General features: G+C 70.3%; 6 protein-coding genes. 4 read left to right on the top strand and 2 right to left on the bottom strand.

What is annotated here, in order from left to right:
• Window positions 1-31: 31 nt before the first annotated feature.
• A complete protein-coding gene (locus V7E45_RS12770; protein ID WP_333774270.1) occupies window positions 32-2,713 on the bottom strand; it encodes a SpoIIE family protein phosphatase in 2,682 nt (893 codons plus the stop codon).
• Window positions 2,714-3,325: 612 nt separating this feature from the next.
• On the opposite strand from V7E45_RS12770, the gene V7E45_RS12765 reads away from it, so the two are divergent.
• Window positions 3,326-6,622, top strand: a complete 3,297-nt coding sequence (locus V7E45_RS12765) for a GH92 family glycosyl hydrolase (RefSeq protein WP_333774236.1) — start codon at window positions 3,326-3,328, stop codon at window positions 6,620-6,622.
• A 68-nt stretch (window positions 6,623-6,690) separates the two neighbouring features.
• Here V7E45_RS12765 and V7E45_RS12760 read toward each other — a convergent pair whose 3' ends face one another.
• The gene (locus V7E45_RS12760; RefSeq protein WP_333774235.1) at window positions 6,691-10,494 is read right to left on the bottom strand and encodes a GH92 family glycosyl hydrolase; all 3,804 of its coding nucleotides are present in this window, start codon (window positions 10,492-10,494) and stop codon (window positions 6,691-6,693) included.
• 342 nt (window positions 10,495-10,836) lie between these two features.
• Between V7E45_RS12760 and ngcE the strand changes: the two genes are divergently transcribed.
• The 3 genes from ngcE to V7E45_RS12745 are packed head-to-tail and all read left to right on the top strand — an operon-like array spanning window position 10,837 to window position 14,168.
• Complete coding sequence (gene ngcE, locus V7E45_RS12755; protein WP_333774234.1) at window positions 10,837-12,282, top strand: N-acetylglucosamine/diacetylchitobiose ABC transporter substrate-binding protein; 1,446 nt, start codon at window positions 10,837-10,839, stop codon at window positions 12,280-12,282.
• Between the two features lie 28 nt (window positions 12,283-12,310).
• Window positions 12,311-13,237: a carbohydrate ABC transporter permease gene (locus V7E45_RS12750; RefSeq protein WP_333774269.1), complete on the top strand. Its 927-nt coding sequence runs from the start codon at window positions 12,311-12,313 to the stop codon at window positions 13,235-13,237.
• 4 nt (window positions 13,238-13,241) lie between these two features.
• A complete protein-coding gene (locus tag V7E45_RS12745; protein ID WP_333774233.1) occupies window positions 13,242-14,168 on the top strand; it encodes a carbohydrate ABC transporter permease in 927 nt (308 codons plus the stop codon).
• Window positions 14,169-14,305 lie beyond the last annotated feature (137 nt).

The raw sequence follows: 14,305 nt of genomic DNA, 5'->3' as shown, positions 1-14,305 counted from the left end.
TGTGCCCGGGGGCGCGGCCCCCGGTGTGCGCTCACTCGAGCGGGATGTCCGGGATCTCGATACCCGGGACGCCCGGCGACTCCCCGTTCTTCGGCAGCGCCACCTCGGCCCAGATCACCTTGCCCTGGGGCGTGTACCGGGTGCCCCAGCGCTCGGTCATCTGCGACACCAGGAACAGGCCCCGGCCGCCCTCGTCGGTCGTCGCCGCGTACCGCAGGTGCGGGGAGGTGCTGCTGCCGTCGGCCACCTCGCAGATCAGCGTGCGGTCCCGGATCAGCCGGACGTGGATCGGCTCGGAGGCGTAGCGGATGGCGTTGGTGATCAGCTCGCTCAGCACCAGCTCCATGCCGAAGCCCAGCTCGGCCAGGCCCCATTCCTCCAGCTTCTCGGACACGGCGCCGCGCATCCCCGACACGGCGGCCGGGTCGCCCGGCACGTCCCAGTCGGCGACGTTCTCCGGCGGCAGCGCCCGGGTGCGCGCGATCAGCAGCGCCACGTCGTCGCCGGGCCGCTCGGGCAGCAGCTCGTCCAGGACCGCCTGGCAGCTCTCCTCCGGCGCCCGGTCGGGATGCCCCTCCAGCGCCCGGCGCAGCAGCTCCATACCCACGTCCAGGTCGCGCCTTCGGTCCTCGATGAGCCCGTCCGTGTACAGCACGAGCTGGCTGCCCTCGGGCACGTCCAGTTCGGCCGTCCGGAACGGCATGCCGCCCAGGCCCAGCGGCGGCCCGGCCGGCACGTCGGGGAAGGTGGCGCTGCCGTCGGGGTACACCAGGGCCGGCGTCAGGTGTCCCGCGCGCGCGATGACGCAGCGGCGCGAGACCGGGTCGTAGATGGCGTACAGACAGGTGGCGCCCACGATCTCACCGGAGGTGTCCGCGCAGGCCTCGTCCTGGTCGATGCGGCCGACCAGGTCGTCCAGGTGGCTGAGCAGTTCGTCGGGCGGCAGGTCGAGGGTGGAGAAGTTGTGCACGGCGGTGCGCAGCCGGCCCATCGTCGCGGCGGCGTGCAGGCCGTGCCCGACCACGTCCCCGACGGCCAGTGCCACCCGGCCGCCCGGCAGCGGGATCACGTCGAACCAGTCGCCGCTCACGCCCGACTGGGCGGGCAGGTAGCGGTAGCCGACGTCGAGGGCGCTCTGCTCGGGCAGCGCCCGCGGCAGCAGGCTGCGCTGGAGGGTGACCGCCAGCGCGTGCTCGCGGGCGTACCGGCGGGCGTTGTCGATGCTGACCGCCGCCCGGGCCACCAGCTCCTCCGCGAGCGACAGCTCCTCCTCGTCGAACGGGTCACGTTTGGAGCGCCAGAAGTTGACCATGCCCAGCACCACCCCGCGGGCCTGGACGGGGGCGCTGATCAGCGAGTGGATGCCGAAGTCCACGATCTGCCGGGCGCGCTCGGGGTCCTGTGCGTGCCAGCCCGACGCGGACGACAGGTCGGTCACCAGCTGGGTGTGGCCGGCGTCGTAGCCGACGGCCTGGGGGGTGGAGGGCAGGAAGTCGATCAGCCGGCCCCGCTCGTAGAGCGGGTGGTCGTCCCGGATGCCGCTCACGGCGACGCGCCGCATGTCCGTCGCCGTGGGGCCCGGCTCCTCGCCGTGCAGGACGGCGTCGGCCACGTCCACGGTGATGAAGTCGGCGAACCGGGGAACGGCGAGCTGGGCCAGCTCGTCGGCCGTGCGGACCACATCGAGGCTGGTGCCGATGCCGAGGCCCGCGTCGTAGAGCAGCTCCAGCCGCTCCCGGGTGACCTCGGCGCGGCCCGAGACGGCCTGCAGCTCGGTGGAGTCGCGGAGCGTCACCACGGTGCCCCTGGGGCCGCCCGCGGGGTGCGTGGGCCGCTGGTTGACCGCCAGCAGCCGGCCGCCGGCGAAGTGCACCTCGTCGGTCGCCTCGCGTCCCGAGGAGAGCAGCTCCACCATGTCGGCGTCCAGGCACGTCAGCTCGCGCACGGTGTGCCCCTCGGCCTGCGCGGGCAGCTCCAGCAGCCGCCGGGCCTCGTCGTTGGCCAGCAGCAGCCGCCCGTTGTCCTGGACGATGAGGACGCCCTCGCGCACCGAGTGCAGCACCGTGTCGTGGTGCTCGTACATGCGGGTCATCTCGTCCGGGGCCAGACTGTGGGTCTGCCGCCGCAGCCGCCGGCCCACGAGTGCCGTGCCGCCGGTCGACACCACGAGGGCCGCCGCGCCGGCGCCGAGGATGATCGGCAGCTGCCGGTCCACTGCGTTGGTCACGTTCTTCACCTTGAGCCCGGCGGAGACCAGCGCCGTCACCTTGCCCCGGTCGTCCCTGATCGGCACCGTCGCCTGCACCTCGTGGCCGAGCGGGCCGTGGACGCTCTCGGTGTAGACGTGGCCGGCCAGCGACGGCGCGATCTTGCCGACGAACCGCTGCCCGATCTTGCTCGGGATGGGGTGCGTGTAGCGGATGCCCTTCTTGTCCATGACGACGATGAAGTCGACGCCCGCGCTCTTGCGTCCCGCCTCGGTCATCGGCTGGAGCACCTGCGACGGGTGGGGCGAACGCAGTGCCTCCACGACGCCGGGGGAGTGCGCGAAGGTCTGCGCGACCGCGATGGACCGGCGCTTCGCCTCCGTGCTGGTGTCACGTTCCGACTGCAGGACGAGGGCGAAGACGGCGCAGACCACGAGCACCACGACCAGCGCCACCTGGAGGACGAACACCTGCCCGGCGACGCTGCGAGGACTCTTGCCGATCATCGAGCGCCATGAGATGTGCCCGAATCGGCCGATTCGGTCCGACATGCGACATTTCTAACACTGGCGTTTGCCGGTGACTACGGCTGGTCCAAGCGATGGACGTCACACAAGCCCCGGAATGAGCCTCGGGAGCGCTCCCAAAAATCGAAGCGCATCACCATTGTCTCGCGGGGCGGTTGGAGTTGCTCGGGGGGGGGGGGGGGGGGGGGGGGGGCGGGCGCGGGGGGGGGGGGGGGGGGGGGGNAAAACATTGTCCGGGGGGGGGGTTTGTTTTGGGGGGGGCCGCCCGGGGGGGGGCGGCCGCCGGGGCCCCCGAGCCGGGCAGGTGAGGGGGGTGTCCCTGCCCGGGTGGTGCCGGCTTGTGGAGGAGCGTGAGGTCCTCGGTGGACCTCGTCCGATGGTGCGACAACGTTGTCTTGTGGTCTGCACATGACTTTACCGCGTCAACCGACAACGATGTCAACCTACTTGAGGCCCCCCGACCGGGTGATCCCGGGGCGTGCCCGGGCCGCCGTACGCGGTCTTCCGTGTGACGGGTGGCGCACGCTACTGTCCCTGCGGCTTGTGCGACCGGTGGTGCGCGACCCGTCCGTCAGGAGGAAGGGCCGCGCCATGCGTTTCCGTCCCATGTCCCTGCTGCTGGCCGGGGTGCTCGCGATGAGCGGTGCCCCCACGGCCCTCGCGGCGACCGCAGCTCCCCCCGGCCCCGTCGAGGACCGCCTCGTCAAGGACCCGACCCCGTACGTCGACCCGCTGATCGGCACCAGGAACGGCGGCGACGTCTTCCCCGGCGCCGTCGTGCCCTTCGGCATGCTCTCCTGGAGCCCGGAGAACACCAGGGGCGACGCCACCCGCACCGCCGCCCCCGGCGGCTACCAGTACGACGCCACCCGCATACGCGGCTTCAGCCTCACCCACATGTCCGGCACGGGCTGCGCCGGCGGCAGCGGCGACATCCCGTTCTTCCCGTACGCCGGCGAGGTCACCTCGTCCCCGGCGAGCGACACCAAGGACGCCGTCTACGCCTCCGGCTTCAGCCACACCGACGAGACCGCCGGACCCGGCCACTACAAGGTCAGCCTCGCCTCCGGCGTCACCGCCGACCTCACCGCGACCGCCCGCACCGGCTCCGCCCGCTTCACCTTCCCGGCCGACAGGCCGGCCTCGCTCCTGGTGCGCACCGCCAACTCCGAGGTCGGCTCCACCGACTCGGCGGTCACCATCGACCCCGCCACCCGCACCGTCTCCGGCTCCGTCACCTCCGGCGACTTCTGCGGCTACCTCGACCCCGAGGGCCGGCGCGCCTACTACACCCTCTACTTCACCGCCCGCTTCGACCGCCCCTTCAAGGCCAACGGCACCTGGCAGGACGGCACGCTGAACCCGGGGGCCACCACCGCCACCGGCGGGACCGGTGGCTTCTCCGCCGGCGGGCGGCCGGTCGCCGGCAAGGGCGCCGGCGGGTACGTCGAGTTCGCCCCCGGCACCGGCCCGGTGAACGTCAAGGTCGGCATCTCCTATGTCAGCCGGGCGGCGGCCGCGGCGAACCTCGCGGCCGAGAACCCGCCGAAGCGCTCCTTCGAGGCGGTGCGGGACGCCGCCCGGGCCGCCTGGCGCGACCGCCTGGGCGCCGTCCGGGTCGGCGGCGGCACCGACACCGACCGCACCACCTTCTACACCGCCCTCTACCACTCCCTCCTGCATCCGAACGTGATCAGCGACGCCGACGGCCGCTACCGGGGCAGTGACGACAAGGTGCACCGGGTGGCCCGCGGCCACCGGGCCCAGTACGGCACCTTCTCCGGCTGGGACGTCTACCGCGACCAGGTCCAGCTGCTCACCCTGCTCGACCCGCGCACCGGCTCGGACGTCGCCCAGTCGCTGTACGAGCTGGCCCGGCAGAACGGCGGGGTGTGGGACCGCTGGCTGCACGGCGCGAGCGGCACCCACGTCATGAACGGCGACCCCGCGCCCACCGCGCTCGCCGGGATCAGGGCCTTCGGCGGCACCGACTTCGATCTGCGCGGCGCGCTGGACTCACTGGTCCGGGCGGCCACCGTGCCCACCGAGCAGGACCTGTCGGCGGCGGGCAAGCCGGTGCTCTCGGTCGGCCAGCGGCCCTCGCTCGACAAGTACCTGGCCAAGCACTACATGCCGTCCGTCTCCAACGCCTGGGGCGGTGCCGCCGAGACCCTGGAGATGTCCACGGCGGACTTCTCGCTCTCCCAGCTCGCCACGGCGGCGGGCCGCAAGGGCACCGCGGCGGCCTTCGCCCGCCGCGCCCAGTGGTGGCAGAACAACTTCGACATCGCGGCCGTCCCCGGCGACGCCGACGACAGCGGCGGCTACATCGCCAACCGCAGGGCCGACGGCAGCTGGGTCACCGGCTTCACCCCCGACACCGGCAACGGGTTCGTGGAGGGCACGGCGGCCCAGTACACCTGGATGGTCCCGCACGACCCGGCCGGGCTGTTCGCGGCCATGGGCGGCACCGGCCACGCCCTGGCCCGGCTCGACGACTTCTTCCACGACGCCGACGGCGGCTGGGCCTTCACCGGCAGCGGGGGCACCAAGTCCGAACTGGACAACGAACCCTCGCTCAACGTCCCCTACCTGTACGACTACGCGGGCGCCCCGTACAAGACCCAGGAGACGGTCCGGGCGGCCATGCGCCGGCTGTGGTCGGCCGAGCCCGGCGGCATCCCCGGCAACGACGACCTCGGCGCCATGTCCGCCTGGTACGTCTTCTCCGCGCTCGGCATGTATCCCCAGGTCCCCTCCCGGGCGGAACTCGTCCTGGCCTCACCGCTGTTCGAGCGCGCCGAGATCCACCGCCCGCACGGTCACGACATCTCCGTCCGCGCGCCGGGAGCGGCCTGGGACGCGCCGTACGTCCGGTCCCTGAAGGTCGACGGCCGCAGCAGCGACCGGCCCTGGCTCCCGGCCTCGTTCGTGCGGGACGGCGGACGGCTCGACTACACGCTCTCCACGACCCCCGACCGCGCCTGGGGCGCGACCGAGCCGCCGCCGTCCTTCCGCGCGGGCGAGCAGCCGTACCAGATCGGCGTCGGCCCGACCGCGGCGACGCTCGCGCCCGGCGCCTCCACGAAGGTCGCCATCCGCGCCCTGGCACTGAACGGCGGCACCGGACCCGACGTCCGCTTCCGCGTCGAGACCCCGGACGGTGTCACCGCCACGCCCGCCGAGGGCACGGTGACCGACGGCGCGCAGCAGATCACGCTCACCGCCGCCGCCGCGGCCCACCAGGGCTTCTACGACGTCAAGGTCACGGTGACCTCGGACGGCGTCTCGTACGGGCAGCCGGTCGCCCTGACCGTGGCCGCGCCCGGCACCCTCCTCGCGGCCTACAACAGCACCGGCGTCTCGGACGACACCGGCGACCACGACGAGGCCGACTTCGACGGCGGCGGCTGGAGCTACTCCCGCCAGGCCCTCGCGGCGGCGGGCCTGACCCCCGGGGGCCACGGCAGCGTCGACGGCCTCGGCTTCACCTGGCCCGACTCGCCCGCCGGCCGCCCCGACAACGCCTCGGCCGCCGGCCAGAGCGTCGACCTCGCCACCCCGGCGGCGAAGCTGTCCTTCATCGGCAGCGGGGTCAACGGGAACCAGCAGGCCACGGCCACCGTGACCTACACCGACGGCAGCACCGGCACCATCGCCCTCGCCTTCACCGACTGGACCGTCGGCGGGGGCGGCGGCACCGTCCAGTACGGCAACGAGGTGGTCGCCAAGACCGCGTACCGCAACGTCGCGGGCGCGGACAAGGACCCGGTGGCGACCTACGTCTTCGCGACCGAGCCGTTCGAGGCACCCCCGGGCAAGGCCATCCGGAGCGTGCGGCTGCCCGACGACACCGACCTGCACGTGTTCACCCTCGCGGTGGGCTGACCCGCGCGGCACGAAGGCCGCCCCCCGGATCCTCCCGGGGGGCGGCCTCGTGTCGTACGGCGGGTGCGTCAGCCGAGCAGCTCCACCTCCGCCAGCGTCGACTCGGAGTCGAGGACCAGCCGGTACTTCGCGTACGAGCCCGGCTTGGCGATCGTGAACGCCCGGGTCTGCCGGTCCCAGGCGAACGACTCCCCGAAGCGGTGGTCCAGGGTGCGCCAGGTCGTGCCGTCCGCCGAGCCCTGCAGGGTCCAGCCGGCCGGCGCCTTCGTGTGGTCGGCCGCCGAGGTCAGCGTGTACTGGACGGGCTTGCCGGCACCGGCGACCGGGAGGTCCACCGACGTCACGGTCGCGCTCGTCGCCGAGGTGTCGTCGAACAGGGCGCCGTCACCCTTGAGCAGGTCGGCGCGCGGCGAGGGCACCTTGTCGTCCTGGGTGATGGAGACGGGCGCCGCGTTCCGGCCGCTGCCCCAGGTGGAGGGCTTGGGCCCCATGAAGAACTGCAGCACGCCGCCCTTGGCCAGCAGCGAGTGGGGGAGCGAGGTCGACGTCCAGGGTCGGCCGTTGACGGTCACGCCCTGTACGTAGATGTTCCTCGCGCTGTTGCGCGGCGCCTTGATCACCAGGTCCCGGCCGTTCTCCAGGTGCACGGTCGCCTTCTTGAACAGCGGGGAGCCGATCGCGTACTCGCCGCTGCCCATGACCAGCGGGTAGAAACCGAGCGAGGAGAAGAGGTACCAGGCCGACTGCTCGCCGTTGTCCTCGTCGCCGTGGTAGCCCTGGCCGATCTCGCTGCCGGTGTAGAGGCGGGAGAGCGCCTCGCGGACGTGCTGCTGGGCCTTCCAGGGCTGGGCGGCCGCGTCGTACATGTAGATCACGTGGTGCGCGACCTGGTTGGAGTGGCCGTACATGCCCATCCGCACGTCCCGGGCCTCCGTCATCTCGTGGATGACACCGCCGTAGGAGCCGACGTAGTCCGGGGAGGCCGTCTCCGGGGTGGCGAAGTACGTGTCGAGCTTGTCCGCGAGACCCTGCCGGCCGCCGTACAGGTTGGCCAGGCCGCGGCTGTCCTGCGGGGCGGTGAAGGCGTAGCCCCAGCCGTTGGTCTCCGTGTAGTCGTAGCCCCACACGCGCGGGTCGTACTCGGCCGAGTCCAGGCGCCAGTCGCCCTTGGCGTCACGGCCCTGGAAGAAGCCCGCCCTGGCGTCGAAGAGGTTCACGTAGTCGCGGGCGCGGTTGAGGAAGTACTTCGACTCCTCCTGGTAGCGCTTCTCGCCCGTCTTCTCGTACAGCGCCTGGCCCATCCTGGCGATGCCGTAGTCGTTGACGTAGCCCTCCATCGCCCACGACAGGCCCTCGTGGGTGTCGGTGCTGGTGTAGCCGAGGAACGGCGAGGTGCTCATGCCCTTGCGGCCCACGCCCGACGCCGGGGGGACGACCGTGGCGTTCTTGACCGCCGCCTCGTACGCCGCCTTCGCGTCGAACTTCACACCCTTGACGAAGGCGTCGGCGAACGCCACGTCCGAGGAGGTGCCGGTCATCAGGTCGGCGTAGCCGGGGGAGGACCAGCGGGAGGTCCAGCCGCCGTCCTTGTACTGCTGCACGAAGCCGTCGACCATCTCACCGGCCTGAGCGGGGGTCAGGAAGGAGTAGGCCGGCCAGGTGGTGCGGTAGGTGTCCCAGAAGCCGTTGTTGACGTAGACCTTGCCGTCGATGATCTTCGCGCCGGTGTGCGTCGGGGTGTCCGGGCCCGGCATGGCGGAGAACGGCGAGGCGTACCGGTCCTTGCCGCCGGCCCTCTCGAAGCCGGAGTTCGGGTACAGGTACAGCCGGTACATGCTGGAGTACAGCGTGGTGAGCTGGTCCGGGGTCGCGCCCTCCACCTCGACCTTGCCGAGCAGCTTGTCCCAGGTGTGCCGGGCCGCGCTCCTGACCGTGTCGAAGGAGGTGCCGTCCGGGATCTCCTGGGCCAGGTTGTCCTTCGCCTGGTCGACGCTGATCAGCGAGGTCGCCAGGCGCAGCCCGACGGTGTGGTCCGCGCCCGCGTCGAACCGCAGGTAGCCCTTCACACCGCTGGAGCCGCCGTCGGTCACCGGCTTGTCGAAGACGCCGTAGACGAACAGCCGGGTGGCGCCCGTCGACAGGCCCGACTTCACGTCCGAGTAGCCGGTGACGACACCGTGCTCCTTGTCCAGGGTCAGCCCGGCCTGTTCGGTGACGTTGTCGAACACCACGCTCGCGTCCGCACCCGGGTAGGTGAAGCGCAGCGCGGCCGCGTGGTCGGTCGGGGCTATCTCCGCCTTCAGGCCGTTCTCGAACCGGACGCCGTAGTAGTACGGGCGAGCGGTCTCGTTCTCGTGCCGGAAGGCCAGTTCGCGCGCCTCACGCCCGGTGTCCGGGGTGCCGGACGCGGCGGACGGCATGAGCTGGAAGGTCTGCCGGTCGCCCATCCAGGGGCTGGGCTCGTGGCTCGCGCTGAACGCCTGGATCGTGGGCAGGTTGTCGTCGTTGTTCGCACGTGCGTACTCGTACAGCCAGCTCAGCGAGGACGCGTTGGTCACCGGCGTCCAGAAGTTGAAGCCGTGTGGAAGGGCGGCCGCCGGGAAGTTGTTGCCGCGCGAGAAGCTGCCGCTGGAGTTGGTGCCGCGGGTGGTCAGCGCGTAGTCCGACAGGTGTGCCTTCGGCTTCTCCGGGGCCACCCGGCGCAGCGCGACGTCGTCTATCCAGCCCCGGAACTTCGCCGGGCCGTCGGGGGAGTCGTACGCCACCAGGATCCGGTCGACGGTCTTGCCCGCCGCCACCGAGCCGATCCGCGAGGCCACGTCGTTCCACTGGTTGACGTACAGCGCCTTGGACGCGCCCTGGCCGCGCGGCGACAGCGGGAAGCCGTGCTGGTCGCTCGCGCCCAGGTCGCTCAGATAGGTGCCGTCGGTGAAGGCCAGGTCCACGGAGACGTTGGTGGCGTCGTAGTCGCGGTCGCCGTCGGCCATCGACGGGAAGACGCGGTACGACAACCGGGTGTCGCCCGTGACCTTCACGTTCACGTCGAAGACCTTGTTGGACGAGTACGCCCGGCCGGCCGCGGTGTGCCGTCCGGCGTAGCGCAGTGCCCGCTTTCCGGTGAATCCGGCCCGCGCCTTGGCCGTCGGGGAACCGCTCGGCCCCTTGTCGACCAGCGACAGCATGTCCTGCGGCACCGGGCCGCCTCCGCCGCCGGTGGAGAACTGCACGTCGGCGAGTTGCAGGATGCCCGCGGCGCCGTTGTTCCCCGTCACGTCCAGCCGGAAGTGCTGGTACTCGGCCGGTTCGACGAGGTCGTAGGACTTGGTCTGGAACCGCTCCGGGAAGGACTCGCCCGAGCGGCTGTCGAGGGTCTTCCAGTCCTTGCCGTCCGTGGAGCCCTGGAGCGTCCAGTCCCTGGGGTCGCGCTCGGCGTAGTCGTTGGCCGAGGTGAGGGCGTACGTCACCAGTTCGACCGGCTTGTCCAGGTCGAACTCGACCCAGCCGGTGGGCTGGAAGGTCAGCCACTTGGTGCCGGGCTCGCCGTCTGCGAGGTTCTCCTTCACCTCGCCCGCGCCCGTGTTCTCGCCGCTCGCCCTGACCTCGGTGACGTGGTCGGTGACGTTGCCCGGGATACCGGTGCTGTAGCCGCCGTCCACGCCCGAGGCGCGCTTGCCGCCGTCCGCTCCGGTGTCGACCGTGTTCAGCCAGTCGGGTGCCGGATCACCCGCCTCGAACGAGGACGCGAACTCGTGGTCTGCGGCGGCCGCCCGCGTGGGCAGCGCGACCGCCGCCCCCTGTGCGCCGGCCGCCATGACAAAGGCGGCCGTGAGGACGACCGCCGGACCGTATCTGTGCCGAGTTCTCCGCTGCATGTACGGATTCCCTCCCTGCGCCGGGCTCTGGACAACGTTGTCAACTTCGGGGCGCAGGAACCAGTAGGGCGTCAAGTGGCCTGTGATGTCAAGGGTGTTGGGTGTGGCATTCAGGGGTCTATGTCGGGAATTCTTCCGCTGGGACGCGCGCAGCGGGCTCATATTTCCAAGAGGTCTCAACTCGGAAAAGACCCATGGCCAACCTTGCATTCGATCTTGCTCCGTCGGCGGGAAGTGGACTATACCTGTCGGCGTTTCCCGCATGACCCTGCACTACCCGACAGCGGTGCCGGGGAGGATCCGGTTCACCGCCTGAGTCCTGGAGAAGGCGAGGACTTGAGCATGGGATCCACTGCGCACCACGGTGGCGAGGGCGTCGGCCGCCGCGATCTGATCAAGCGTTCGGCCGCACTCGGTCTGGTGGCCGCCCCCGGAATGGGCCTGCTGTCCGCCTGCGCGAGCAGCGGCGGCGACGGGCAGGACAAGGCGAAGGCGGGCAAGAAGACCGCCAAGAACCCGCTCGGCGTCAACGAGAGCGCCAAGATGGAGTTCGTCCTCTTCGACGGCGGCTTCGGCAAGGAGTACGCCCAGGACGCGGTGAAGATCTATCAGAAGGACTTCCCCAAGGCCACGGTGAAGTTCTCCGCCACCCAGAAGATCCAGTCCACCCTTCAGCCCCGTTTCAACCAGGGCAACCCGCCGGACCTCATCGACAACTCCGGCGCCGAGCAGATGGACATGGGCGTCCTCGTCGGCAAGAACCAGCTGGCCGACCTCACGCCGCTGCTCGACGCGCCGTCGTACGACGACCCGGGCAAGAAGGTCCGCGACACGCTGCGCCCCGGCATCGTGGAGATGGGCCAGTTCGACGGCAAGCCGGTCTGGATCCTGTACTACGCCTACACCGTCTACGGCGTCTGGTACTCGCAGAAGGCCCTCGACTCCCTGGACGCGACGTACCCGGAGACCTGGGACGACATGCTCGCGGTCTGCGCCAAGGCCAAGAAGAAGGGCATGGCGGGCTGGACGTACGCGGGCAAGTACCCGTACTACATCCCCTTCTCGCTGTACCCGATGATCGGCAAGGTCGGCGGCCGCGAGGTGCTCGACGCCATCGACAACCTGGAGCCGAACGCCTGGAAGCACCCGGCGGTCAAGGCCTGCTTCGAGGCCTACTACGAGCTCTACAAGAAGGGCTACATCCTCAAGGGCACCCCGGGCCTCGACCACATCCAGTCGCAGACCGCCTGGGCGAAGGGCAAGGCGCTGTTCATCCCGAACGGCTCCTGGGTGGAGAACGAGTCGGCCAACGTCATCCCGTCCGACTTCAACCTCGCCGTCTCCGCGCCCACCGGCATCGACAGCTCCGACAAGATGCCGTTCGGCACCATCTGGGCCTCCGGCGGTGAGCCCTTCATCGTCCCGGCCAAGGCGGCGAACACCGAGGGCGGCATGGAGCAGCTGCGCATCATGCTCTCCGAGGCGTCCTCGAAGAACTTCACCGCCAAGGTGAAGTCGCTGACCGCCTTCAACGGTGGTACCACCGGGATCACCCTCACCCCGGGTCTGAAGTCGGGCGTGGCGGCGCTGGACAAGGCCGGATCCAACGTGGTGAATCCGCGTATCCAGGACTGGTACGTGCAGCTGCAGAAGGAGAAGATCGGTGTGGCCGGTCTCGGCGAGATGATGGCCGGCCGGCTCACCCCGGCGGAGGCCATCAAGAAGATCCAGGGCTTCGCCGACGAGGCCGCGAAGGACTCGTCGATCAAGCACTACAAGCACCAGTAACCAGCACCTCTACCGCACCGGAGTGGCGATGCAGCACGGCAAGTACCGGTTCATCGTGGGGTTTCTGGCACTGCCCCTGGGACTGTACGCGCTCTTCGTGGTGTGGCCGTTCATCCAGTCCATCTACTATTCGTTCACGGACTGGACCGGCCTGAGCCCCGAATTCAAGATGGTCGGTTTCGACAACTACCGGAGGATGTTCCACGACGACATCTTCTGGAAGTCGCTGCAGCACAGTCTGCTGTTCGCCCTGGTGCTTCCGCTGGTGACGATCAGTCTGGCCCTGTTCTTCGCCTTCATGATCAATGTGGGCGGCCGGCGCAGAAGGGGTGGCCCCGTGGTCTCCGGGGTCCGGGGCTCCTCCTTCTACAAGATCGTCTATTTCTTCCCGCAGGTCCTCTCCATCGCGATCGTGTCGCTGCTGTTCGCCTTCGCGTACAACCCGGACAGCGGCGCGATCAACTCACTGTTGCGCGGGATCGGCCTCGACAGCGTCCAGCCGCTGTGGCTGGGCGACCCGAGCCTCGCGCTGTGGTGCGTGATGGCGGTGCTCGTGTGGTCCACCGTCGGCTTCTTCGTGGTCCTGTTCTCCGCGGGCATGGCGTCCATCCCCGCGGAGATGTACGAGGCGGCGCTGCTGGACGGCGCGAGCCGCTTCACCACGTTCTTCCGCGTCACCCTGCCGCTGCTGTGGGACACCGTGCAGTCCGGCTGGGTCTACATGGGCATCCTCGCGCTCGGCGCCGAGTCGTTCGCGGTCGTGCAGATCATGACGACCGGGCCGGGCGGTCCCGACTACTCGACCACCGTGATGGTCCTGTACGTGTACCAGAAGGCGTTCCGGGACGGTCAGGCCGCCTACGCCACCACCATCGGCGTCGCCCTGCTCGTAGTCACGCTCGCCTTCGCGGCGATCGTGATGCGGCTGGGCCGTCGCGAGCGGCTGGAGTACTGAAGCGATGAAGACGACCGAGACCCCCGCACCGCTGCCGGCCGAGTCCGGGGCCAGCGTCTCCAAGATCGACGTGGCGCCGGCCGCGCGGCCCTCCGGGCGGAAGAAGGAAGGCGGCGTCCTCAACGTCTTCTCCCACGGCGTCCTGATCATCTGGGCGATCATGGTGGTCATGCCGCTGCTGTGGGCGGTCATGACGTCCTTCAAGGACGACAGCTCCATCTTCGGCTCGCCCTGGTCCCTGCCGGACAAGCTGCACTTCGACAACTGGTCGCGGGCCTGGACCCAGGCCAACATGAGCGACTACTTCCTGAACACCATCCTGGTGGTGGGCGGCTCGCTCATCGGCACCCTGGTCCTCGGCTCCATGGCCGCCTACGTGCTGGCGCGCTTCGACTTCCCCGGCAACCGCTTCATCTACTTCCTGTTCGTCGGCGGCATGAGCTTCCCGATCATGCTGGCGCTGGTCCCGCTGTTCTACGTCGTGAACAACATGGGCCTGCTCAACACGATCCACGGCCTGATCCTGGTCTACATCGCCTACTCGCTGCCGTTCACGGTCTTCTTCCTGACCGCGTTCTTCCGCACCCTGCCCACCTCGGTGGCGGAGGCGGCCTTCGTGGACGGCGCCTCGCACACCCGTACGTTCTTCCAGATCATGCTGCCCATGGCCAAGCCCGGACTGATCAGCGTGGGCATCTTCAACTTCCTGGGCCAGTGGAACCAGTACATGCTGCCCACGGTCCTGAACACCGACCCCGACAAGCGCGTCCTCACCCAGGGCCTGGTCCAGCTCGCGGTCAGCCAGGGCTACAAGGGCGACTGGTCCGGCCTGTTCGCGGGCCTGGTGATGGCGATGCTGCCGGTCCTGGCGGCGTACGTCGTCTTCCAGCGCCAGGTGGTGGCGGGCCTCACCGCGGGCGCGCTGAAGTAGCCCGGAAGGCCGGGCGCCGGCACCCGGGGGCACCTAGCCTCCGGGTGCCTCTTCGTGTTCCCTCCCGGGTCCGGGGGCGCCCCTGGTTCGCCCCGAGCCCCTGAGCCTGTCTCTTATACAAAACAGAACCTGCCGAC

The sequence above is a fragment of the Streptomyces sp. IBSBF 3136 genome (assembly GCF_036815105.1).
Classification (GTDB): domain Bacteria; phylum Actinomycetota; class Actinomycetes; order Streptomycetales; family Streptomycetaceae; genus Streptomyces.
The sequence above is the reverse complement of the archived record's forward strand: the minus strand, read 5'-3'. Positions and strand labels throughout refer to the sequence as shown.

Excerpts from the sequence above, each read along its gene's own strand:
- V7E45_RS12765 (WP_333774236.1), top strand. The coding sequence starts at position 3,326 with ATGCGTTTCCGTCCCATGTCCCTGCTGCTGGCCGGGGTGCTCGCGATG.
- V7E45_RS12745 (WP_333774233.1), top strand. The coding sequence starts at position 13,242 with ATGAAGACGACCGAGACCCCCGCACCGCTGCCGGCCGAGTCCGGGGCC.
- V7E45_RS12770 (WP_333774270.1), bottom strand. The coding sequence starts at position 2,713 with ATGATCGGCAAGAGTCCTCGCAGCGTCGCCGGGCAGGTGTTCGTCCTC.
- ngcE (WP_333774234.1), top strand. The coding sequence starts at position 10,837 with ATGGGATCCACTGCGCACCACGGTGGCGAGGGCGTCGGCCGCCGCGAT.
- V7E45_RS12750 (WP_333774269.1), top strand. The coding sequence starts at position 12,311 with ATGCAGCACGGCAAGTACCGGTTCATCGTGGGGTTTCTGGCACTGCCC.
- V7E45_RS12760 (WP_333774235.1), bottom strand. The coding sequence starts at position 10,494 with ATGCAGCGGAGAACTCGGCACAGATACGGTCCGGCGGTCGTCCTCACG.